Annotated in this window: 20 protein-coding genes and 1 tRNA gene; 12 read left to right on the top strand and 9 right to left on the bottom strand. The window is 57.3% G+C overall.

Annotated elements, in window-relative coordinates:
* Positions 1 to 76: 76 nt before the first annotated feature.
* From AB7M33_RS19030 to AB7M33_RS19015, 4 genes are read left to right on the top strand one after another with little or no spacing between them, the layout of a single operon-like run.
* Complete coding sequence (locus tag AB7M33_RS19030) at positions 77 to 1,054, top strand: TIGR03756 family integrating conjugative element protein (RefSeq protein ID WP_454244236.1); 978 nt, start codon at positions 77 to 79, stop codon at positions 1,052 to 1,054.
* Positions 1,054 to 2,409: an integrating conjugative element protein gene (locus AB7M33_RS19025; protein WP_454243300.1), complete on the top strand. Its 1,356-nt coding sequence runs from the start codon at positions 1,054 to 1,056 to the stop codon at positions 2,407 to 2,409. Before AB7M33_RS19030 ends, AB7M33_RS19025 begins: the two co-directional genes overlap by 1 nt.
* On the top strand, positions 2,406 to 2,711 hold the full coding sequence (locus AB7M33_RS19020; protein ID WP_454243299.1) for a hypothetical protein: 306 nt from the start codon (positions 2,406 to 2,408) through the stop codon (positions 2,709 to 2,711). The genes AB7M33_RS19025 and AB7M33_RS19020 overlap by 4 nt, the downstream gene beginning before the upstream one ends.
* Positions 2,712 to 2,720: 9 nt before the next feature.
* The gene (locus tag AB7M33_RS19015; RefSeq protein WP_454243298.1) at positions 2,721 to 4,259 is read left to right on the top strand and encodes a conjugal transfer protein TraG N-terminal domain-containing protein; all 1,539 of its coding nucleotides are present in this window, start codon (positions 2,721 to 2,723) and stop codon (positions 4,257 to 4,259) included.
* Positions 4,260 to 4,263: 4 nt separating this feature from the next.
* On the opposite strand, the gene AB7M33_RS19010 is transcribed toward AB7M33_RS19015, so the two are convergent.
* Positions 4,264 to 4,626, bottom strand: coding sequence for a hypothetical protein (locus AB7M33_RS19010; RefSeq protein WP_429422664.1), 363 nt, complete (start codon positions 4,624 to 4,626; stop codon positions 4,264 to 4,266).
* Positions 4,627 to 5,088: 462 nt separating this feature from the next.
* Here AB7M33_RS19010 and AB7M33_RS19005 point away from each other — a divergent pair, with 462 nt between their 5' ends.
* The 3 genes from AB7M33_RS19005 (at position 5,089) to AB7M33_RS18995 (ending at position 7,097) form a co-directional block, all read left to right on the top strand.
* Complete coding sequence (locus AB7M33_RS19005; protein WP_429422666.1) at positions 5,089 to 5,454, top strand: DUF3085 domain-containing protein; 366 nt, start codon at positions 5,089 to 5,091, stop codon at positions 5,452 to 5,454.
* A gap of 295 nt (positions 5,455 to 5,749) precedes the next feature.
* Positions 5,750 to 6,070 carry a hypothetical protein gene (locus tag AB7M33_RS19000; protein WP_429422669.1) on the top strand — a complete coding sequence of 107 codons (321 nt, stop codon included), beginning with the start codon at positions 5,750 to 5,752 and terminating at the stop codon, positions 6,068 to 6,070.
* An 88-nt stretch (positions 6,071 to 6,158) separates the two neighbouring features.
* Entirely contained in the window at positions 6,159 to 7,097 is a 939-nt protein-coding gene (locus tag AB7M33_RS18995) for an ArdC family protein (protein ID WP_454243297.1), read from the top strand.
* An 85-nt stretch (positions 7,098 to 7,182) separates the two neighbouring features.
* Here AB7M33_RS18995 and AB7M33_RS18990 read toward each other — a convergent pair whose 3' ends face one another.
* Both AB7M33_RS18990 and AB7M33_RS18985 read right to left on the bottom strand, forming a co-directional pair.
* Complete coding sequence (locus tag AB7M33_RS18990; protein WP_454243296.1) at positions 7,183 to 7,545, bottom strand: histone-like nucleoid-structuring protein, MvaT/MvaU family; 363 nt, start codon at positions 7,543 to 7,545, stop codon at positions 7,183 to 7,185.
* A 125-nt stretch (positions 7,546 to 7,670) separates the two neighbouring features.
* The gene (locus AB7M33_RS18985) at positions 7,671 to 7,865 is read right to left on the bottom strand and encodes a DUF7740 domain-containing protein (RefSeq protein WP_258641862.1); all 195 of its coding nucleotides are present in this window, start codon (positions 7,863 to 7,865) and stop codon (positions 7,671 to 7,673) included.
* 222 nt (positions 7,866 to 8,087) lie between these two features.
* Here AB7M33_RS18985 and mobH point away from each other — a divergent pair, with 222 nt between their 5' ends.
* The gene (gene mobH, locus AB7M33_RS18980; protein ID WP_454243295.1) at positions 8,088 to 9,812 is read left to right on the top strand and encodes a MobH family relaxase; all 1,725 of its coding nucleotides are present in this window, start codon (positions 8,088 to 8,090) and stop codon (positions 9,810 to 9,812) included.
* Positions 9,813 to 10,077: 265 nt separating this feature from the next.
* On the opposite strand, the gene AB7M33_RS18975 is transcribed toward mobH, so the two are convergent.
* Both AB7M33_RS18975 and AB7M33_RS18970 read right to left on the bottom strand, forming a co-directional pair.
* Positions 10,078 to 11,256 carry a UvrD-helicase domain-containing protein gene (locus tag AB7M33_RS18975; RefSeq protein ID WP_454243294.1) on the bottom strand — a complete coding sequence of 393 codons (1,179 nt, stop codon included), beginning with the start codon at positions 11,254 to 11,256 and terminating at the stop codon, positions 10,078 to 10,080.
* Positions 11,249 to 12,907 (bottom strand): ATP-dependent nuclease, encoded by a 1,659-nt coding sequence (locus AB7M33_RS18970; protein ID WP_454243293.1) that lies wholly within the window; start codon positions 12,905 to 12,907, stop codon positions 11,249 to 11,251. Before AB7M33_RS18970 ends, AB7M33_RS18975 begins: the two co-directional genes overlap by 8 nt.
* A gap of 229 nt (positions 12,908 to 13,136) precedes the next feature.
* On the opposite strand from AB7M33_RS18970, the gene AB7M33_RS18965 reads away from it, so the two are divergent.
* The 4 genes from AB7M33_RS18965 to AB7M33_RS18950 all read left to right on the top strand — a co-directional run bounded on the left by AB7M33_RS18965 (position 13,137) and on the right by AB7M33_RS18950 (position 18,387).
* Positions 13,137 to 17,225, top strand: a complete 4,089-nt coding sequence (locus AB7M33_RS18965; protein ID WP_454243292.1) for a KAP family P-loop NTPase fold protein — start codon at positions 13,137 to 13,139, stop codon at positions 17,223 to 17,225.
* Between the two features lie 21 nt (positions 17,226 to 17,246).
* A complete protein-coding gene (locus tag AB7M33_RS18960) occupies positions 17,247 to 17,798 on the top strand; it encodes a hypothetical protein (RefSeq protein WP_454243291.1) in 552 nt (183 codons plus the stop codon).
* The gene (locus AB7M33_RS18955; RefSeq protein WP_454243290.1) at positions 17,758 to 18,063 is read left to right on the top strand and encodes a GIY-YIG nuclease family protein; all 306 of its coding nucleotides are present in this window, start codon (positions 17,758 to 17,760) and stop codon (positions 18,061 to 18,063) included. Before AB7M33_RS18960 ends, AB7M33_RS18955 begins: the two co-directional genes overlap by 41 nt.
* A gap of 105 nt (positions 18,064 to 18,168) precedes the next feature.
* The gene (locus tag AB7M33_RS18950; protein ID WP_454243289.1) at positions 18,169 to 18,387 is read left to right on the top strand and encodes a hypothetical protein; all 219 of its coding nucleotides are present in this window, start codon (positions 18,169 to 18,171) and stop codon (positions 18,385 to 18,387) included.
* A 645-nt stretch (positions 18,388 to 19,032) separates the two neighbouring features.
* Here the strand turns inward: AB7M33_RS18950 and AB7M33_RS18945 are convergent.
* The 4 genes from AB7M33_RS18945 to pheT all read right to left on the bottom strand — a co-directional run bounded on the left by AB7M33_RS18945 (position 19,033) and on the right by pheT (position 22,234).
* Positions 19,033 to 19,109: transfer RNA gene (locus tag AB7M33_RS18945), tRNA-Pro, on the bottom strand.
* Positions 19,110 to 19,208: 99 nt separating this feature from the next.
* Complete coding sequence (locus AB7M33_RS18940) at positions 19,209 to 19,565, bottom strand: MerR family transcriptional regulator (RefSeq protein ID WP_008100384.1); 357 nt, start codon at positions 19,563 to 19,565, stop codon at positions 19,209 to 19,211.
* Positions 19,546 to 19,848 carry an integration host factor subunit alpha gene (ihfA, locus tag AB7M33_RS18935; RefSeq protein ID WP_003250679.1) on the bottom strand — a complete coding sequence of 101 codons (303 nt, stop codon included), beginning with the start codon at positions 19,846 to 19,848 and terminating at the stop codon, positions 19,546 to 19,548. Before ihfA ends, AB7M33_RS18940 begins: the two co-directional genes overlap by 20 nt.
* 4 nt (positions 19,849 to 19,852) lie before the next feature.
* On the bottom strand, positions 19,853 to 22,234 hold the full coding sequence (pheT, locus tag AB7M33_RS18930; protein ID WP_454243288.1) for a phenylalanine--tRNA ligase subunit beta: 2,382 nt from the start codon (positions 22,232 to 22,234) through the stop codon (positions 19,853 to 19,855).
* Between the last annotated feature and the right edge of the window lie 21 nt (positions 22,235 to 22,255).

Here is a 22,255-nt window from a genome sequence, read left to right as displayed (position 1 = left end):
CTTCTCCAGTGCCGGATCCGGGATGCTGAAACTTGACGCATGGATGCAAACCGCTGCCACCTGCCGAGCGTTGCCCATGAACGTGACCGCCTCTACCGCCTGCATATCACCGAAGCCCGGAAAGAGCGGCCGAAGTCGTGCGCTCGTTGCGGCGGTTCTGCTTGTCGCCACCGAGCAGTGTCTGGCACTCACCACTCCGGCCATCATCGCCTCCGTCACTTCTCTGCAGTGCCTGGAGTACCGGGTCGTCGGCATCTGCTACTGGCTGCTGTGCACGCCGTTCGGCTGCACGGTGCGCACCTCGCCGAAGGTCCGTCACTTCATTCCCGAGCTGGTGATATCGAGCTACGCCGATACCGGCGGCAATCCCTGGAGCGAGATGTCCGCACTGTCGATGCCGACGTCAGCATCCCAAGGCGGTGGCAACCTCATCACGCCTTCGCTGCATCGCGATAACCTGCCTCGGTTCAAAAATGTCGACGGCATCGGGCACCCCGGCGGGGCTGCCCTGACGGGATTGGCGCACACGTTCGGCTATGCGTGCCCAAGCGGTGCCGTGCCGTTTGCGCCCTACTACCTGAGTACCCTCGACCCGCTGGCGTGGCGCCAGGCCATTCCCGAATCCGTCTACCCGCAAGCACTGGCTCCGGGAGTACGCGAGATCGGCAATCAGGCACTCGGCGACATGTGGGGTAGCGTCTACCCACGCCACGGTTTTCTGGTGCAGCCCGACGATTTCAAGACGGGTGCAGTGATGGCTCAACGCGCCAGTGACTTCATTACTCGCGTTGGCCAGCCGCATGTCTATCGACCGTTGCAGCCAATGCCTGCGCCCGGCTACTGGCCGCCGCAGCCGGTGCTGGAGAACAACGTCAACAACCACCGCTGGCAATTGCTCACGCCGGTGATCCAGAACACCTGCGCCATCTTCCCCAGCCCAACGATCCAGAGCGCCGACGGCGCCTATGCCTGGTCGCTGTGGCGGCCCTACCGCTGCTGCCAGCGCATGGGCCAGACCTTCCTGTTCAGCATCGATTTTGACGGAGGCCAATGATGAATACCCTCTCGCTCGGTTTGCTGTGCATCCTCGTCTATGCCGTGGGCCACGCCGCCGAGAACGGCTACCACCTTGGTGACCAGGCTCCGGTGCTGGACGACCGGGTGATGTACACCATCGGCGGCGGTTCGGCGGCAGGAGCGCCCTCGTCGCTCTACCGACCCAATGGCCTTGGCGTGGGCATGTCATGGCGCGCCAACATGATGTGCGGAAACATGAACCTATCGAACACCCTGCAGAATCAGCTCAATGGTGCCACCCAGGGTTTCCAGCAGATCATGGGCAACGTCATCCAGAACGCCACCCAGGCGGTGATGTCGCTGCCAGCGATGATCATCCAGCGGGCCAACCCCGGGCTCTATGAGCTGCTGAGCAATGGTGTTCTGCAGGGACGGATTGACTTTGATCGCTCCAAGCTCACCTGCCAGGCAATGGCGGCGAAGATGGCCGACAAGGTCGACCAGGCCGGCTGGGGAGCGCTGGCGCAGAACCAGGAGATGCAGCACAACCTCGAGCAGTCTGGCGGTGATGCCGTGACGGCGGTGAAGGACACCGAATCCAACAACGGCAACAACGGCGTCAGTTGGGTCGGCGGGCAGAAAGCCGGTGGCAATGGCCAGCAACCCATCCGGGTGACATCGGACGTGGTCAAAGCCGGGTACAACCTGCTTCACAACCGAGCGGTCGGGGATACCTCAGCTCTTGGTTCGGGTTGCCAGAATGGTGCCATCTGCCAAGCCTGGTCGAGTCCCGAGGAGGCCTCCGAGTGGGCGACGCGTGTGCTCGGGGAAACCGAGGTGGAGACCTGCGACGACTGCGAGACGCTGCGGGTAACTGCCGGTACCGGCCTGTCGCCGCTGATCCAGGAAACCTACACGGAAAACCTGGAAGGTTTGCAACGCATGGTTTCTGGCGCCGAGCAGCCAACACCGGAGAACTTGGGCAAGGTCTCCAGCCCGTTGTTGCAGGTCTCCCGCGGTGTCATCGAGGGGTTACGCGACGACCCCGATCAGAACCTGCTCGCCCGACGCCTGGCCAGCGAGACCGCGCTGTCGAGCGTGATCTACAAAGCGATGCTGCTGCAGCGCACGCTGTTTGCCGGCAGCCACGAGCCCAACGTGGCTTCGGCGCAGCCCGCCACCAACGCCCTCAACAGCAACGTCGAAACGCTGGAGCGCGAGATCCGCCTGCTGCAAACCGAGCTACAGGTACGCCAGTCGCTGGCCACCAATACCGCCAGCCTGGTCCTCGATCGCCACGCCGGCGGTGCCGACGCCTCGCGTAGCATCGATCAGCGTGATCCGGAGCCGGACCGACTGCGCCGGGCCGAACAGGAGAGGAGCACGCAATGATCTTGTTTTCGGTGAGGTCCACGCTCGCACGTGTGCTGATGATCCTCGGCACCATGCTGGGCATGTTGCTGATGGCCTGGACTGCCCTGCACCTGTCCGTGGCGCAGATGGACTGGCTCGAACCACCGCGAGGGACAACGCCCTACTTCGCATACTGGCGCGCTCTCTTGTACACCCTGATTTTTGCCGGTTGGGCCGCAGCGTTGCGCAGGCGGCCCACGCCTGCAGATCAACAACGGCTGAAGCGCCTGGGATTGATCTGCTTCAGCTCGATCATCCTGGTCGAACTGTCCCGCGTGTGAGGTGCAACCATGAACATGAGCACCAACAGCTACCTCGAGTATTACCTTTCGCTGCTGGCCTGGATCATCAACAACGGCATCTGGAACACATTGGCGGACACTGGGCTGTTCGCCGCTCCGTTTGGCGCGATCATCCTGCAGGAATGGCTGTCGGCCCGTCAGCAAGGCGCCGACGAGGGCAACAAGGGGCTATTGTCGATCCCTCGCGTCGAGAACCGGCTGTGGATGAGCTACGTGGTCATTATGTTTGGCTGCATGCCGTTCTTTCCGATCAACCTGTCCTCCGTGAGCTTTGACGATGCGGCGAGCCAGCGCTGCGGGATTTCCGTGGCCAAACCTGCGGATACGGCTTGGGGCATAACCTTCAACACCATCGGAGAGAAATCCGCGAACGTGCCGGTGTGGTGGTTCCTGGTGCATGCCATGAGCAAAGGCATCACCGCCGCCGCGACTGCATCGATTCCCTGCGCACCCGACATACGCGCAATGCGGATGGAGATCGACAGCTCGCGGATCAATGACCAGGTGCTATTGCAGGAGGTCGCCGACTTCACCCGAGACTGCTACGGTTTTTCGCGCTCACGGCTGTTTACCAATCGACCCGAACTCGACGAAGCGCAGAGCTACGACGCGTCCTGGATCGGCTCGACCTACCTGCTCGATACACCGGGTTACTACGATACCGATCGCTCGCGAATGCCCAGGGTCGATTGGCCATACGACGAGACGAGAGATACCTCTCTGCCTCAGCTCGACAACGGTGCCGGTTATCCCACCTGCAAGCAGTGGTGGAGCGATGGCACCATCGGATTACGTGATCGCTTGGTGGCCGAGGTCGATCCATCGCTGATGTCGCAACTGCGAGGTTGGCTGACCGGGCGTACGTCCACAGAGATCGAAGACGCCACCTTGCGCGAGCTGGTGAGCCCACGGCAGCAGTCCTTGAGTATGGCCCCTGGGCAGGTATTCCAGGACTACGGCAGCAGTGCCCGGGGCGGATCACTGACGCAAGGGCTCAACAACCTGGCCACCAACACCGGCCTGGCCTTGGGTTCTTTCAGCAACTTCCCAGCGATGAATGCCTTGCGTGCCGCCTTACCCATGGTTCAGGCCTTCCTGATCATGGGCACCATCATCAGCTTGCCCCTGGTGCTGCTGATCAGCACCTACCAGTTGAAGGCGCTCATGACGATCACGTTCGCGCTGTTCACCCTGCACATGCTGACGTTCTGGTGGGAGCTTGCGCGCTGGGTCGATTCGAGCATGCTGGAAACGCTATACAACCAGGTCTCAGCCACAGACCAGGCACTGTTGTCGTTGCCGACAGCAGGGTTCATGGACGGAACGGTAACCGCGCAGGTCATCGAGTACGTGATGGGGGCGATGTTTGTGTTGTTACCAATGTTTGTTATAGGTGCGATGAGTTGGGCGGGATACAACGTTGGAGGTGGTATGCAAACACTTCTTACTCGTGGAACAGAGGCCGCTCAGACACAAGCTGCAAGAGGCACTTCACAGATTATGAGCGGCGTCCAGAAGTTTAAATAAAACATTATCTTAGCGACCCATATTCGTCATACAGCTCTGGATATTTGTGCTGATGTTGAGGGTGACTAACCTCATGCACTCCGGGCTCCTCGTTATCGGGTGCACTGATAGGCAGCGCCGCCATGATCCACAGAGCAACGATTCCCATCGCCAGGACAAGCGCGACAGACGCAACTGCAAGCACGAAGGCTAGCTTGAACAGTCGCATACCAACCAAGCGGTACTTGAAAGGGACGGATGCCAGAACTCTGGATTCCAAAACTGTCGCTTCGAGCCGGCGTACCATCCGCCCGGCCCCTACAGCGGCGTAAATAAAAAATCTGCCGATGCGGGTCCGGCCGGAAGTGGCAGAATGTAGAGTCGACATTTGATCACCTCCCTAGCCGTAACTTCGCCCGGAACAGAGCCGCTACAGCTAATTTGGATCCAAGCCTTAGCTTACTCCTTTGCCGCTGATTTCAATGACCGTTGATCACTTGGCAGTCGCCAATTATCGCCGGTGGCACTCAATGGACCTAGACCTGAAACTCATGCGAAAAGCACCATTGACGCTATGTCGGTTCGCTTGTTAAACCAGTTGTGCAATCGCTGGTTCTCCAGCATCCCAGGTAGCCATAACCTTTGAGGCTACGTCACGTATGTGATGGTTATCCCCAAATGCGATTCGCGTTCGGCAGCTCGCATGGTCACCGTTCCCCGGTGATGAACGCCCTCTAATCCCCAAAGCTCACAGAGCCCGCGTCTTCGACGCACCCAACCCAATCCATTCCAGTGCTGGGAATTCTCCCGCATGGGTGGCATTCCTCCGCACCTTCTGGAGGATCTCATCATGCTGCGTTTCACAGGCACTGAACTTCATGCCGTGTTGGCAGAGGCCGGTATCAATGGTTGCAGAGTGATATTGGTCAAAGACCACGGCGTCTACCTCATGTCAGAGGTTGGCGAAAGCAAACCAGATGGCGGTGGGCGTAAACGCGTGGCCTATGCCACCGGTTGCAACCCCGACGTCGACGACTTCGACACCTGGTGGAATCGCGCCCGCGATGAATTCGGCGGCGATGATTTTGCCGAGTACTTTGAAATTGACGATCCCGTTCTCGCCAGCCTTCGTGGCACTGCAGGATCGCTGGTGGTGGAGGCCACCTCCACCCACCTGTACCTGGCCGCCGAAGTTGATCCTGCGGGAAAAGCTTGAACGTAAAAGCGAGCACTTCGCGCTTCCCGAGAGGCACCTAGCGGGCCTTTCGGGAGGCATTACACACTACGTTCAGACTGACTGGAGATCGCCGCTGGTCAGGAATTCAAGGCCGATAGTCTTCCTTGGAACGCCCTGGATAGAGCCGTTCAAAAGAGGTCAGGATGGGAGATTGACCCCACGTTCAGGCGCGTTTTAATGGACGGACGCTCCCTGCTTGGCAGGTTGATCGGATCGGGCAAATCCATACCAAACCTCAGAAAGGTGACGCGGAATCTACTAACCGGAGGCCACCATGTCTAGCATGAACCACCTCTCCACTGCCATTGTGCTGAGCCCAGGTGTCTGGCGGCAGTTCATTGAACCTGCCACAGGCGAGGAGCCAGTTGGACAGTCCGCACTGCGCTTGGCAGAACTACTCAATAGCGCGCTGACTTCTGCACCGCTTGCCCTGCACCGTCCCATAGAACTGCAACTCGACCTGCTGAGCAACGGAACTTCAGAAGTTGCCCATCTGCCGCAGCTTCAGCTGGCTCGTGTCATACCAAGCAGCGGCCCGGCTTTTTTGCTTGTCCGACTGCCTGATGAGAGCACGGTAGACATCGCCGCCCTCTGACCCATTCAGCACCGCCGCAGCCTCCTCTACCCCCACCGGGAACGCTTCCCGGCCGGGCAGCGTTCCCCCTTCACGAACGGAGAACGCCATGTCCGACATCTACCTGGACGTCACCAACAAGATCGTCAGTGCCCTGAGCCAAGGCGTGATCCCTTGGATTAAACCTTGGACCACCGCAGGTTCGAGCGCTGACTCCCCATTCCCCATCAACGCCATTACCCGCCGGCCCTACGCTGGCATCAACGTTCCACTCTTGTGGGCTGAGGCCCGCCTGCGAGGGTTCACCCAGGATCGCTGGCTGACCTTCAATCAGGCACGCAAGGCTGGCGGCCATGTGCGCAAGGGCGAGCAATCCACCCTCGCGGTACTGTACAAACCGATGAGCAAGGAGGCACGTGACGAGGACGGCCAAGTCGTTCGCGATGAACAGGGCAACATCAAGTTGGTGCAGTTCGCACTCCTGCGCACGCACTGCCTGTTCAACATTGAGCAGACCGAAGGCTTGTCTGACGACGAGCCAGCCCCCACCGAGCACACTGAGCCGTCGACCTTCATTGATCATAAACCAGCAGAGCAACTGCTGGTCGCCAGCGGTGCGCGCATCGAGCATCGATACAGCGATGACGCGTTCTATCAGCCTATTCGTGATCTGATCCAACTACCTACGAAGGCGCAGTTCGAAGACGTCGGCAGCTACTACGCAACGGCGCTGCATGAGCTGACACACTGGTCGGGCCACCGCTCGCGTCTGAACCGTGAAGGTATCACCGGCGGGCATGCATTCGGCTCCACGGCGTATGCCTTTGAGGAGCTGGTCGCAGAAATGGGCGCCGCGTTTCTCTGCGCACTCACCGGTACCACGGGTGAGTTGCGTCACGAGGAATACCTGGCGTCCTGGCTGAAGATACTTAAGGAGGACAAACGAGCCATTTTCCGCGCCAGTGGTCAGGCTCGGGAAGCCTCTGAGTACCTGTTGGCCTTGCAGTCTGACCAAGCCACGGATACGCCAGCTCGACTCACCGCGTGATTCCACTCACCCAGCAAAAAGGCCCCTATCCGGGGCCTTTATTTTGTCTGCAGCGCGACTTTTGCCGCTATCAGCAAGCCAGTGATTACTGTACCCAGCTCTCAACGGTGTCCGAACCGTGCTCCTGCTTCCACTGTTTGAGGATCTTGTGGTTGCCGCCCTTGGTTTCCACAACCTCACCGCTCTGTGGATGCTTGTAGCGTTTCACCTCGCGAGGCTTGCGCTGGCTGCTGGACGCACTCGCGGTCGGTACGCTCAGGCCCTTGGACGGATCCAGAATGCTGATCACCTGGCGCAGGCCCATGCCGTACTGTTCCAGCAACGCTTTCAGTTTCTGTTCAAACTCGATTTCCTGCTTCAAACCGGAGTCGTTTTTCATGGCATCCAGCTGTTGCAGCTGCGCGGCCAGTTGCGCTTCCAGTGCTTTGAACTCGGCAAGTTTGGACATGAACAATATTCCTAAGCGTGGGACAAGTGCAGGGATAATAACTGAGACCGCGACTTTAGCCGAGGGTTTACTTGAAGCGCACGCGCTCCTGCACAACGCCGGTTAAAACCACCTCGCCTGGTCGCTCAATCAGACAAGTGCTGACACAGGTGAGCCACAAGTTGCCGCGGGTTTGCGCTGTTCCCGATCTTAAACACGATATCGCGCTGACTGCGGGGCAGTTTTTTCGCACAGCGCTTGGCCGCAGATCGGATGGCCGCATCCGTGCCATGAATCCGATCAGCCAATAACACGACCAATACCGCATCACTCAACGTCATCAGCGCCCCTGCTCTAGAAATCATGCCGGGCAGTCTACGCCCTGAACAAAGGGACCGCTATTCCGAGCGGCCGCCGATCCCGATGGACCTGGATTCGAATTATCACACATGCGAAAAAGGCCAAGGCGGTAAAGGGTAACGGCGGCAATGGAAGGGGGCGCAAGGGTAAGAGCTCTATCCGAAAAGGCAAAAGGACCTCCCGAACGAACAGCAGGTCATGCGATGAAACGCTGGTGGCTAATATTTCAAAAAGGTGAGGCGGCAGAGCCCCCTCCCACGCCCATCGCCGAGGGCTTCATGCTCCCCCGGTCGGCCGAATCTCTACTCGCCGCCGATCACCGGAGAAAGCTGCTCGAACGCATTTGGCAGTACACGGCCCTCTCCGAAGCGCAGTTTGATCGGCTCTACCTCGAGCCCATCCGCCGCTACGCCAGCTTCGTACAGCAACTCCCGGCGAGCGAAAGCCATCATCACGCCTATCCCGGGGGCATGCTCGATCATGGGTTGGAACTGGTGGCCTGCAGCTTGAAGCTCCGTCAATCCTATCTACTTCCCAGCGGTGCTGCACCGGAAGACCAAGCCGCTCAGGCCGATGCCTGGAGCGCCGCGATTGCCTATGGTGCTCTGCTCCATGATATCGGCAAAATCGCCGTAGACCTGCAGGTCGAGTGTCAGAATGCCGAACATTGGCACCCCTGGCACGGACCGCTGAGCCAGCCCTACCGTTTCCGCTACCACCCAGGCCGCGATTACAAGCTGCACGGTGCCGCGGCGGGGTTGCTCTATACGCAGATCCTGTCGCCCGCCCTCCTCGACTGGCTCAGCGATTACCCCGAATTGTGGAGTCAATTGCTGTTTCTGCTCGCCGACCACTACGAGCACGCTGGGACCCTCGGGGAATTGGTGCTGCAGGCTGACCGGGTGTCCACCGCGCAAAACATCGGTGGCAATCCCGCGAAGGCTTTGCAGGCACCCAAGCACTCGCTGCAGCATCATCTGCTGACAGGACTGCGCCACTTGCTCAAGAACGAGTTCAAACTCAACCAGCCCGGCGCGGCCGGCTGGCTCACCGAAGACCACCTGTGGCTGGTCAGCAAGACCATGATCGACAAGCTGCGGGCGCATCTGTTGGCTCAGGCCGTGGACGGTATCCCCTCTTCCAACATTACCTTGTTCGATGAGCTGCAGTCCCATGGATTAGTAGAAGCTACACCGGAAGGCAAAGCGGTTTGGAACGCCACTGTCACGGACGGTGACTGGCAGCACCGCTTCACCTTCCTCCGTCTGCAGCCGAGCCTGATCTGGGCCGATGAGTCCAGGCCAGACTGCTTTAGCGGCAAGGTTGAACCGATGACGGTCGCCCCCCTGCCAACTAGTGAAACCAGCGAATCGAGTACAGCTGGGCCGCAAACTGCCGCGGATAAGACGCGGCCGGCCGCCGCTCCCCAGAGTCAGGATTTCGATTACCTCGACGATCTGATGAATATGTTGGAGGAGCCGCGTCAGCCTGAGACCAACCCAAGCACTAGAAGCGAGCAGTCTGCAACTGCACCGCCCCAGGATACCATCGGAGTGGCCTTTCTAGAGTGGCTGCGCGACGGTCTACGCAGTCATCGATTGGTGATTAACGACAGCAAGGCCAAAGTCCACACCGTGGAGGGTACTTTTTTCCTGGTCACTCCGGGCATTTTTCAACGCTACGCCGCGGAGCATCCGGAGCAGGCGAAAACGGACGATGAGATTGCACCTTGGCGCCACATTCAACGTCACTTTGAGAGGCTGGGTATTCATCAGAAACGAGCTAACGGACAGAACATATGGACCTGCACGGTAAGAGGCCCTCGCAAAACAAGCCTCCTAAATGGCTACCTTATTCTCGAAGCAGCAAGCATTGCCGATGTCACTCCAACTGCAAACCCATTCCTTTCATTGCAAATATCTGGGTAGTTACGCAACCCTGCGATGGAAGCTAGTTGCGCTCGTATTTACCCTAACCGCGATAATTCACGCCATTGAGCTTCCGATGCCCATGATCGCTCGGTTATCGATAATAGCATTGCTAAGTCACGCGGATTATGGCAAGGCCATGGGAACCTGTCTGCACTCTGGGCCAGTGAGGGGCACCGTGCGTTCGAGACCGTGATCTTCACTCCCGGATTCAATGAAGCCACAGTCGAGCCGCCATCAAAGGGAGGCCCGTCTTCGTCCATGACTAAAACACCAGCTCAGCAACGGCTTGCCCCATACCATTCCAAAGCGGCAACTGAATATTTTCCAGATGCTCATCTTCGACCACGAATGCAACACTGTACCTCGCGCGGGTGATAGCCACGTACAGCTTGTTCCTGGACTCCTCCGTTTTGTCCTTATCGAAAACCTGAAGGTCACCGCCTAAATACTTGAGATGTTTGTCCGGAGAGATAATCAGAACGCGATCAAACCCAAGACCTTTGCTGGAGCCGAAGGTGTGACAGGCCAGGCTAGGCGGCAAATAGCTTTTGCCCATAGACGACGACCATCGCAAGACCTGAGGCTTGAACGCAGCGAGATACTCGCTCACCTGTGAGCGTTTGATGACGAAGGCGCCGTAGTGGTGGGCCACTTCATCAGGAACGCTCTCTACTTCTGACAGAGTCTTGTCGTAAAGACCGGGGTGAATCGTGTCGGACAGATCACAGATGTCCTGGATGCATCGACGGTTCTTCGGCAGCGAGCGCTGTTCAAACTTCAAGCGCTGGAAGTATTGGATCTTCTGCAGCGGCGTTTCCGGCGCCTTGTGGCCGAACGTAGTCGTGTAAATGGTTTGACGAAAATCACCGACACAGCAAATCGAGTCAGGCATGACCTTACTCAGCGCCTTGATGACGTCGTAATCCCAGCCCACCAGATCCTGAACCTCATCGAAAAAGACCCGCTGATAAATTTCCTTCAGCCGCTTAGCAGGAGCATTCTTAGACGCAGCCGAGACCCTCGTCGCCAATTTCGCGAGCAAGCCGGTATAGGCTTTTGTCTTACAAGAGGTCAGATAATGGAGCGGGTTCAAGCCGTCCTCGGTCTTCTCCCCTCTATTGGGAAACCAAGTCTTCGTACCCGGGATCAGGTGAGGGTTCTGCTCCGTGAACATTGTCGTAGTGATACGCTGAGGGAACACAAAGTGTTGGTACGGTCTCACCATGTCTTCCAAGTAGAAAGAGAACAGACCTTTGACGACAAAATCGTCACAGCTTCTGCCGTACACCTCGACGAAGCGAGAACGCAATTCGGCCTGGTTGCTCATCGTGTAGGTAACGACCAACACGCGTCCACCCGCCTTGATGACTTCGATAGCATCTTCAATGATTTTGTGGGTTTTGCCTGACCCGGCTCCAGCGATCCAAAATTCATTAGCCAAAGTCGAACACCTCATCTAGAAATGCCGGATACTTGAAATCCAGACTCCCATCGAAAAGCTTGATTGCCGAATCGACCTTGCGCGCCCCCTTGCCATTGCCCTTGACGCTTTTGAACCAATTGATCAGAAATTCGCGACGTTTATCCAATCCGGCTTCCTCCTTATAGAGATTGAAGGTTTGCGTGGATAGCACTTCCTTCGCGAAGGCGTTCAGCGTTTTCAGATCAGTCGCATTGGCGTAAATCATTGCGGGCTCAAGCGAGAACTCCTCGTCTTTGGCTGAGGAAATGAGCTTGATGTTTGCAAAGGCCGCATAATCGTCTCGGGCCTTCACAACGTTGCTCTGATAGTCACCGTCATTGTCCCTGAGGACGTTGATCCGGGTACCAATCTCCTTACCAACAGAGATAAAGGTATCGAACCCGACTCCGCGAACCACGATGATATCTATGCCATCCTGCTCCGGTAGACGGTCATGCTTGCGGTAGTAAATTTTCTTGAGCACCAACTCATCGGACGGCCCTTCTACCAGAATCACCTTCCGTGACAACGCCACGCGCAAAGTGTCATAGCCTGGCAACCGCTTGAGGGTCTTGACGACATCGGGATCCAGCTTATGTAGACGCTGGTAGCCTGATTGCACAAGACAGATCTTGTCGATGCTCAGCTTGTTAAGAACGTACGAACTGTGAGTCGTAAGGAACAGCTGCTTGGTGCCACGCTGCTTCTCGATGTAGTGCACCAGTTTGTTGAGATTGGTGTGCGAGAGGTGGTTTTCCGGCTCCTCCATCATTACCAGATCGATATCCTTCGACTTGTTTTGAATGGCGAGCTTGATCTGCACATTGCTCTGCTCACCCTTCCCGATGAACTGAAATGGCACGTCATCCACCTCAAGCTGAAGCCCGGTCTGAATAGACCCAGCTGGCAAGGTACTCGCTGCAATGGAGAGCTTCTTGTCAGTGATTAGGTGATCTGCATCCAAGCCCGCATTGACCGCTTTGACCTCACCCGAATCGTTGAACACCTGCTGATTTTCACGATAGTTGAGCGTCAGTTTGACCAGTTCTTCCTTGTCCAAAGCGGTGTTCAGAATGGTCGAAATGTACTGATTTTTACCCAAGGTCGGGTGGATACGGGTCGGATCGATGTACAACGCCCTGAATTTCTTGGCCACGGCTTTGATGGGGTTCCATCCGAAATCCAGCCACTCCAGCTTGTAGAACTCGACCGGAATGCTTGTGATGTTGGGTTTCGTCTTCAGGTAGTCGGCATAGACGTCCTCAAGTGAGGCATCGAAGCACGCTTGCACCGTGACGCCCTGGGCATCCACCTTCAAGAAATTGTTCGCGCCGCGATAATCAGGCACGCCGTCGATGAACGCCTCGATCACTAACCTAGGCAGGTAGTTGGCCGATTTGTCGGAATCTAGGAACTGCTGGACAGCGTCCTTATTAAAAATGTCTGGCGTGAACTCGGTGCCAAAGGGACGACCCCGGTAGTTGTAGTTAAGAACGATTTCCAAAGCTTCCAGAATGGTGCTCTTACCGGCATTGTTATCGCCGACAAAGATGTTCACATCGTCGTTGAACTCAAGGTGGTCATCTTTGAATTTCTTGAAATTGGTTAGCTTGATCGATTTAACACGCACTCTAATTCCCTCTAGAAGCCGGCAAGTAGTGGCCTAGCGCCACTTTCGCACAGACAGTACAACCCCCTCTGGACACTGTCTATCGGCTACCCCATGATTTCTTGCGACATGTCACCATCCCGGGCGCTCACGATTTCGCACATCTCGCCGCGCCCACTGGCCTCAAACAGCAGCGACCAGTATGCTCACCTGACAATAGCCATTTGCCATACTGATAAGGGATGATCGTATGCTCGATTCCCGCCGCACTCTGCCTGCCGTGCTGGATCGCCACATTGAAACCGAAGACCAAGACGCCTTTGGCCATCGGCATTACGCTCAAGCATTGCGCTGCTTGGTCGAGGAAGAAGGCCACATGCCACCGTTCAGCATCGGCTTGCTGGGCGGCTGGGGTACCGGCAAGAGCTCGGTCAAAGAACTATATACTCGCGCGCTCGCAGATGACACGTCAGTAGCCGGCGGGCGTCGACCTAGAAGCCAACGCTACAGAAGCATCACCTTCAACGCCTGGCGGTTCGGAGGAAAAGAGCAGGATATCAAGCGGGCGCTCCTTCGCCATGTCTTCCTTGAACTGGGCGGCGATGAAGGGAAACTGCAGGATGACCTCTATCGAAACGTCACCCACACGACAACCACTCGCAAAACTACCTTGCAGCTTATTGGAGAGCACCTGACAAGCTGGGCGGCTCCACTCCCTGCTTTTCTGATCGCATTTGCCGGCTACGTTGCGTTGGGCGTACTCGGTCTCTTGTATTTGCCATTGAGTGACGGCAATGCCCAAGGACTGTTCACTCTTGCGTTCAGCGGTCTGTATGGCTACCTCATGAAATTGATGAAGCCAGTCCCCGTCAATCCGTTCAACACGGTAACGCGAGTGCATCTGCCCAGCGTCAACGCAGAGCAGTACGAAGATCTGCTGCTTCAGCAGCTCCGTACATTCAAGCCAACAAATGGTAACTCGGTGCCCTTTGAGCGTTTGGTCATTTTCGTGGACGACCTCGATCGACTCTCCGCTGAAGAGATGGTCTTAGGCCTTGACGCTGTTAGAACCTTCATGGAGATCCCTAGCGATAAACTGCCAGAGAACATGGGGCTCGTATTTGTCATTTCCTGTGACGAAGGTAAGGTCGCAGACGCCCTGTCTCGCCGGCGCGGCAACCCAGAACAACCAGGCTCGATCTTCAACCCCACCGACGCACGGCGCTACCTAGATCGCATCTTCCAGTTCCGTTTGGAGATACCCCCGCCGCCTCGCAATGACATGCGCCAGTTCGCGCTTGCCAAGCTGAAGGGTTTCCCCGAGCTGGTCAAAGAGGTTGCTGAGAAAGGCGCCTCAGTGGAACAGGTAGTGGATCGGATGATTCACATCAACGTCACCGACCCCCGTAACGCCCTTCAGATCGTCAACGCATTTACTCAAACGTGGTGGTTGGCCAAGGCCCGAGAGCTTGATGCTGTCGGCAGTGAGCGCCCAGGTGGGTTGCATGAAGGTGCAGTCACCAAACACCCTATAGCACTCGGTGCGCTGAGCGCCGCACGCGTGAGCTTTCCAGGGTTTTATCGTGACCTTCAGGATGATCCACAGCTACTTCAACGCCTGACCAACCTCATGGTCAGGCAGACACTGCTCAAAGACGAACCGATTGAAGCTCAGCACATACTCAAGCAATACGTTAAAGCAGACGATGATGGTAAGACGATCTTGGTTGAGGGTTGTCGAGACCTGCGCCAATTCCTTGCAAGCCTCGTCGGCGTTCCATGGCCGGACTCTCTCCAGAGCCTTCTCTTGCTCTCTGAAGACTCAGTCACCCGGCGCTATGGAGGACAGGCTTCAAGAATCTACGGCCATCTGGTATCTGGCGATACTCAAGGTTTCTTGGAAGCTCTCTCACCTCGCGCGAACGACTTCTTGAGCGATCAGGAAATGCAGTTGCTACACACCATGCTTAGTGAGCTTCATCGTACTGAGCAGTCGCTCAAATACAACGCCATGCGCGTTGTCGCTGACATCATTGATCGCCTGCCACCGCGCACCCGGGATTTGGTGCTGGGCATACTGAGCAACGATATCGTCACGTCAGGCGAGCTCAGATCACTCCTAGGTGTCGAGAAAATTGGCCGAATAGTTGCTGTGGCCAACGTGATCGACCAACAACAGATCTCCTGTGTCCTCATCGAAGAACTGCTCACTAATGGCAAGAACATCTCCATGCGCTTGCCCTCAGGCCAAGCGCCCAACATCGACGAAGCCGCTGCCATGGCTATTGGGGCTGCAGGCATTGTGCTGACTGTTCTGAAAGATCACACCCTTCCTGTCCACGCTAAAGACCAGCTCTTTGCGTGGCTCTGTGAGCGCAATGTCACCGCACCTACGGGCAACTACAAGCTTGGTTTTAGCCAGTTACAACGCTGGATGGACACGTACGAGCAAGCACTCTTGCCAGAAATCGGCTCCACCTACGTCGAGCAACTGACCCGAGCGCTGCATGACTTTGAAGAAAATACTAGCGATGACTTCGAGGAATTGGACACTCTCGACATGTCACTCCTGGCTCAGCGTATCAGCGTCGTCTGGGAGTCCATGGCCAGCGAGGGGGATGAAAGCCGTGACCGACTTTGGGAACAGGTAAAATCCGTTGCCATGATGCACTCAACCGAGATAACCGAATGTGTCATGCAGGCCTTCGAGCGTCACCTCGCTCACGGCCATGTAGAACAGATTGTGGAGTGCCTCTCTCGATTCGTACGAAGGGTCTCAGACTTCCAGGACTTGCCGCTGGACTACAAGCGTGCATTCCGCCTTGTGGCCGATCTGGGTGCTGAACGCCTCAGCTATTTCGATAACCAGCAGCATGAAGCCTACGCCGATCTCTGCGTCCTCCTGAGCGCCATCGAGGGCTATGAGAACGACGCTACTGAAGTGTTTCATACCTTCGTCGTTCACAATGAGCGAGCGCTTCACAGCGTGGCGCAACGCTGGATCAAGCGACCACTTGAGCGCGTTCCGAATAAGTGCCGGAATGCATTGTTCTTGGTCTACGAAAGCTTGATTGAGGAGGGCCAAGAGGAGCTTGCCAATCACCTGACAGGGATGACTCAGCGCTCGGAATTCGACGATGAAGACGAGGCTCTCTATACCGGCGCAGCGACCCATATCCAGGCGAAACTGTGGGGCCAGCAATATCTCAGAGGACACCTCGACAAGCTTCTTCCGACTCTAGCGGGCAAGGCCGGCGAGTGGGACAGCTACCTCGCACACCTGATGCCAGGACTTTCGAAAGTCTTTATCCATGCTAGTTCAGCGGTACTAGGCCCGGCGTTGCAGAAACTTGTTACCACTGCCAAGTCGTACCAACAGTCCTTCGACCCCCTTCACAGCCACCTGGCAGGACAATGGCCAACCCAGGAGCAGCTTCCCAACGGATATCAGCCTCAAGCATTGTTCATGGAGGCAAGGCAAACAGCAGCGTCTAACCCAGGCTTCGCTGGAAAGCACACTCTCGCTTCCATGAATAGCATGCTGGACAATGGAGTGGTACCGGAGTCGCTGTCGTCAACACTGGACGAAACAGCATGCATCGTGTGGCAGCAAAGACCAGCGGAGGCCGTTGATTTCCTCAGCTCAGGCAGAAAGGATTTGTCCGTTGCACAGATCTCCGATTTGGCTGATGCGATCGACTACAACAAGAACGAGGAAGTCCTGTTACTGGAGCGAGCATGGAAAGCGATCACTCCACACCTCTCCATCCTTGAAGATCTTGAAGCGACAAGAGCTGTCCTGCTTAAAGGAAAGCGTGGGGGAATTCAGGATACTGACTTGGCCTTGTCATTGTGGTGCAGGGCACTTGGCGCAGAAGCTTACGGTAACCTCAAAAAATTGCTGCTCGACGATGGCACCAATGATGAGCAGCGGGCCCGGCTGTTCCAGCAGGTGATTCGTGCTGAAGGGGGGCAAAGCGAGAAAGAGTCAAATGAGGTGCCCCAACTGGCGCTCGGGTTACTCGAAATGACAGATAGCCCCCTCACCTGGACATCAGTCAACACCCTCCGCCCTGAGATCAACAAGCGCTTCCTGACCCAAGAAGATCGGCTCTCGTTCGCTCAGACCTTACTAAGTGAACTGCGAAACGGCGGATCGGACACAGCCAAAGGTTACATGGCTGCCTGGGCCAAGAGCCTGGGTACCGAGGCCGTGTTGAGAGATGTTAAACCCGCAGGGATGGCCGAGGACGACCTCAATATCATCCAGAATATCTTCGGTTCAAGCTCCCTCATGAGGGGGCTCGCCACACGATGGAAAAATCGCAAAGCGCGATGAAGCTCAGACGGACATTACTCTATGCTGATTTTTGACCTGATCAAACAATGGGAGCCGGCCTTTACTCCCAGCACCGCGAAGGTTCACCTTGCGCGATTCAACGGCGAGGAACGCCCGCTCGACGTGTTCCTGGAAGGCCGTTTTGACAGGTGGCAGTCTTGGCAATCCCAGCAGAACTTCAAAAAGGAGTACGTCGTTTCTCTGATCCAGGCGGGACGCCCTACTCGCTGGCTCTTTGCGGGACTGTTTCGCAGGAAGGGTTGCGTCCATCATGCCGAGCCGCGAAGTCACTACATCTACGACCTGGAACGCATAGAAGCAGCCGAGGAATGGGTAGGTCGCCTCTACCTCAAGAGCACGTACAAACAACGCCATTCGTACCCACTGGGCAAAACCCTGGAGAATGACTTTGTCGTCTCGGAGTTGCTTCCCAAGCGTCTAACGATAGGTGATTTCCCAGGTTTCAAGTCGGTCAACTTGACCAAAGAACATCTCGATATCGTCGTACGCCAAAACATTCCAACCTGCAGCATTGTCGAACGTCAAGGGCGTCTATCTGATCACAGACAGTGAAACCGGTAAACTGTATGGCGGCAAGGCCGACGGCGAAAGCGGCATTTGGGGGCGCTGGTGCACATACGCGGCCACTGCACACGGTGGTAACGTTGCCTTGAAAAAAGAGTTTGGCATCGACGCCCTTCCCGGGCGGCAGCGGCACCTAAGATTCTCAATTCTGGAGATCGCTGATATTCATGCCATGCTAGGAGAGATCGATACACGAGAAAGCCACTGGAAGCAGATTCTGCTGAGCCGAGAATTTGGCTACAACCTGAACTGAGGAGCACTGCAGGCAACACGCCCCGGATTGGTTGCCAGCGGTCAATGCATGCACATGTGTCATGACCGAGAGGCTCATGGCGACCAACCACTAGGAGTGTCAACCATGGTCATCTGCGAAGGGCAACTGCGCGGCGCATTCAAGGGCTTTAAGAATACTGACACTGTGTTTGAGTGCTATGGTGGCAGGAAGTGGAAGCAGGCGGTCTATCAGTACGAATATTTCTACGCCTACATGCCTCAAGCCAAGATTGTTCAGGAGAGTGGCGGCTATGTGCTCAAGGTACAGGGCATGAGCAGCAGCGTGGCTGTCAGACCTGCCTGAAACCCCTTCTGTTGGATTCCGAGGCGTCATGATGAGCGCCTCTAAACCCAGCTTTGAGGTCGCATTCTTGGGAACAGGTGAAGGACTGCGCCGGTCGCAAGGGAGTAATCCAGGCTTGTAAATGAAGGTCGGACCTGGTGTTTGTGAAACCTGAACTGCTCCCCTTTCCTGACGTGAGACTACGGACCCACATGAAGACAATACGTCCACCAGAACCCACAGAAGGCCAAAGGAAGCCGAAGCAAAAATGGGGGACTAGATGGGGGACCAACAACGTCCACACACAAAAAAGCCCCGAAAAATCAGGGCTTTGATGAAAAATAGTGGCGGAAGCGTAGGGTTTCGAACTCGGATAGTCGACTACGCCGGCCTCCCTCAGCCACCTATCACCTTCCTAATCAACCACATCATTGTCACCGGCTTCGGCTCCGTGCGGAGGCACGGCTGCATCTAGGTACAGCCCTCGCATTCAACGCTTTGCAGCTCGGATCTTACAGAACGCAAACTTGTATGCCCTGACAACGTGAGCTTGAGGCAGCTGAAAATCGGTGGGGTAAAAAGTGGGGTAAAAACGCATACGGAGAAAAATCATCGACCATAAAAAAATCCAGTCACCGCTAAGTGACTGGATTCTTTGGAGTTATTTGGTCGGGACGGAGTGATTCGAACACTCGACCCCTTGCACCCCATGCAAGTGCGCTACCGGGCTGCGCTACGCCCCGACTCTATTCTCGATACCGCTGAGAACGTTGAAGAATCTACCCTAACCTTTTGATAAATGAAAGCTTTTTCTCAAAAAAATTTCCATTCGTCGGAGCAAATCACTTCTTCAACACCACCAACACATCCTCCAACTCAACAATCATCTGCCGAATCAGCTGCTTGTACTGGCTTGACTCATCCTTCACCTCATCACTGGAGAGCCGCAACCGCGCCCCGCCAATGGTGAACCCCTGGTCATACAGCAGCGCTCGAATCTGGCGGATCATCAGCACGTCCTGGCGCTGGTAATACCGCCGATTCCCCCGCCGCTTCACGGGGTTCAACTGAGGGAACTCTTGCTCCCAATACCGCAGCACGTGCGGCTTTACCGCGCAAAGCTCGCTGACTTCACCAATGGTGAAGTAGCGTTTGCCCGGTATGGGGGGCAGTTCGTCGTTATGGCTTGGTTCCAGCATAGGCCTCAACCCGGGCCTTCAACTTCTGCCCTGGACGAAAGGTGACGACGCGGCGAGCGGTGATCGGGATCTCTTCCCCTGTCTTGGGGTTGCGGCCCGGCCGCTGGCGTTTGTCGCGAAGGTCGAAGTTGCCGAAACCGGACAGCTTGACCTGCTCGTTCTCTTCAAGTGCGTGCCGAATTTCTTCGAAAAACAGCTCGACCAACTCCTTGGCCTCACGCTTGTTAAGCCCCAGCTCCTCGTACAGCCTTTCGGCCATCTCAGCTTTCGTCAGAGCACCCATGCCGTTATTTCCTTAACGTGGTGTTCAACCTTTGTTCGAGCGAGGTGAGGATATTTTGCAGGGTAACGTTCACCTCATCGTCGTTAAGAGTGCGCGATGGATGCTGCCAGGTCAAGCCGACGGCCAGGCTTTTTCTATCAGGATCAATGCCTTTACCTTGGTAGACATCAAACAGCCTGAGGTCTGTGAGCCATTCGCCTGCATTGTCACGAATTAATTCAAGCACCGCGTTAGAAGCTACATCACGTCCTGCAATCAACGCCAGGTCACGACGGGTTTCTGGGAACTTGGACAGTTCGCTGAACTTCGGCAGGCGGCCTTCGACCACGTCACCCAATACCAGCTCGAACAGGAACACCGGGCGGTCCAGGCCCAGGGCTTTGGCAAGCTCGGGGTGAATGGCGCCGAGGTGGCCGACGGGCTTGCCGTCGCGCTCGATGAGGGCGGTTTGGCCTGGGTGCAGGGCGGGGTGTTTGCCGGCACTGAAGGTGAAGTCGCTCAGCGCGCCGGAGTAACCCAGCAGGGCCTCCACGTCGGCTTTGACGTCGAAGAAGTCGATGCCGTCTCGGCCGTTGGCCCAGCCTTCTGGCAGGCGGCTGCCGGTGACGACGCCGGCGATCATCGGTTGCTGCTCGAGGTTACCGAGCTGGCCGACGAAGCGCAGGCCGCTTTCGAACAGGCGTACGCGGTCTTGCTGGCGGTTGAGGTTGTGCTGCAGCGCCTTGACCAGGCCCGGCCACAGGGACGCGCGCATGGCGGCCATGTCGCTGGAGATGGGGTTGGCCAGCAGCAGGGGCTCGACGCCAGGGGTGAACAGCTCGAACAACTTCGGGTCGATGAAGCTGTAGGTGATGGCTTCCTGGTAGCCGCGGGCGACCAGCAGGCGGCGCAGGTTCGGCAGGTCACCGCGGGTTTCCGGCTTGCCCTGGGGCGCGAGGCGCGCCTGTGGGTAGCGGACCGGCAGGTTGTTGTAGCCGTACAGCCGGGCCAGCTCTTCGATCAGGTCGACTTCCAGGCTGATGTCGAAGCGGTGGCTTGGGACGTTGACGGTCCACTGCCCTGCCCCGTTCGCCGTGGTGGTCAGTTCCAGGGCGTTGAGCAGTTGCTCGACCTGGGCGGCTTCCAGCTCCATGCCAAGCATCTGGGTGATGCGTTCGGCGCGCAGGGTTACCGGGGCGACGTTGGGCAGGTGCTGTTCGCTGACGGCTTCGACGATCGGGCCGGCTTCGCCGCCGACGATTTCCAGGATCAGCGCGGTGGCGCGTTCCATGGCTTCGCGGGCCAGCTGCGAGTCGACCCCGCGCTCGTAGCGGTGCGAGGCATCGGTGTGCAGGCCGTAGGAACGGGCCTTGCCAGCGACGGAGATCGGCTCGAAGAAGGCGCTTTCAAGGAACAGGTCGCGGGTTTTTTCGGTGTTGACGCCGCTGTGCTCGCCACCCATGACGCCGGCAATGGCCAGGGCGCGGGTGTGGTCGGCGATGACCAGGGTATCGGCACGCAGGGCGACCTCCTGGCCGTCGAGCAGGACGAGTTTTTCGCCCTCTTCAGCCATGCGGACGCGGATGCCGCCGTTGATTTCGGCGAGGTCGAAGGCGTGCATCGGCTGGCCGAGTTCGAGCATCACGTAGTTGGTGATGTCGACGGCAGCGTCGATGCTGCGCACGTCACTGCGGCGCAGGCGTTCGACCATCCACAGCGGGGTCGGCTTGGACAGGTCGACGTTGCGGATGACGCGGCCCAGGTAGCGTGGGCAGGCAGCCGGGGCAGTCACTTCGACCGGGCGCACTTCGTCGTGGGCAGCCGCTACAGCCGGGACGACTGGGCGGGTGACCGGGACGTTGTACAGGGCGCTGACATCGCGGGCCAGGCCGGCCAGGGACAGGCAGTCGCCGCGGTTCGGGGTCAGGCCGATTTCGATGCTGGCGTCGTCCAGGCTCAGGTACTGGCGAATGTCTTCGCCAACCGGGGCGTCAGCCGCCAGTTCCAGCAGGCCGTCGTTTTCTTCGCTGATCTGCAGCTCGGCCGCCGAGCACAGCATGCCGAACGACTCGACGCCGCGCAGCTTGGCCTTCTTGATCTTGAAGTCACCTGGCAGTTCGGCACCGATCATGGCGAACGGGATCTTGATGCCCGGGCGCGCATTGGGGGCGCCGCAGACAACCTGGAAGGTTTCCTGGCCGTTGCTGACCTGGCAGACGCGCAGCTTGTCGGCGTCCGGGTGTTGCTCGGTGGCGAGGATTTCGCCCACGACGATGCCGCTGAACTGGCCGGCGGCGGGGGTCACGCTGTCGACTTCGAGGCCGGCCATGGACAGGCGGGCGACCAGTTCGTCACGGGAGACTTGCGGGTTTACCCAACCGCGCAGCCACTGTTCACTGAATTTCATGCTGTTCTCCTGAAAGTTGCG

This window comes from Pseudomonas sp. Y3 TE3536 (assembly GCF_053629175.1).
The sequence above is the reverse complement of the archived record's forward strand: the minus strand, read 5'-3'. Positions and strand labels throughout refer to the sequence as shown.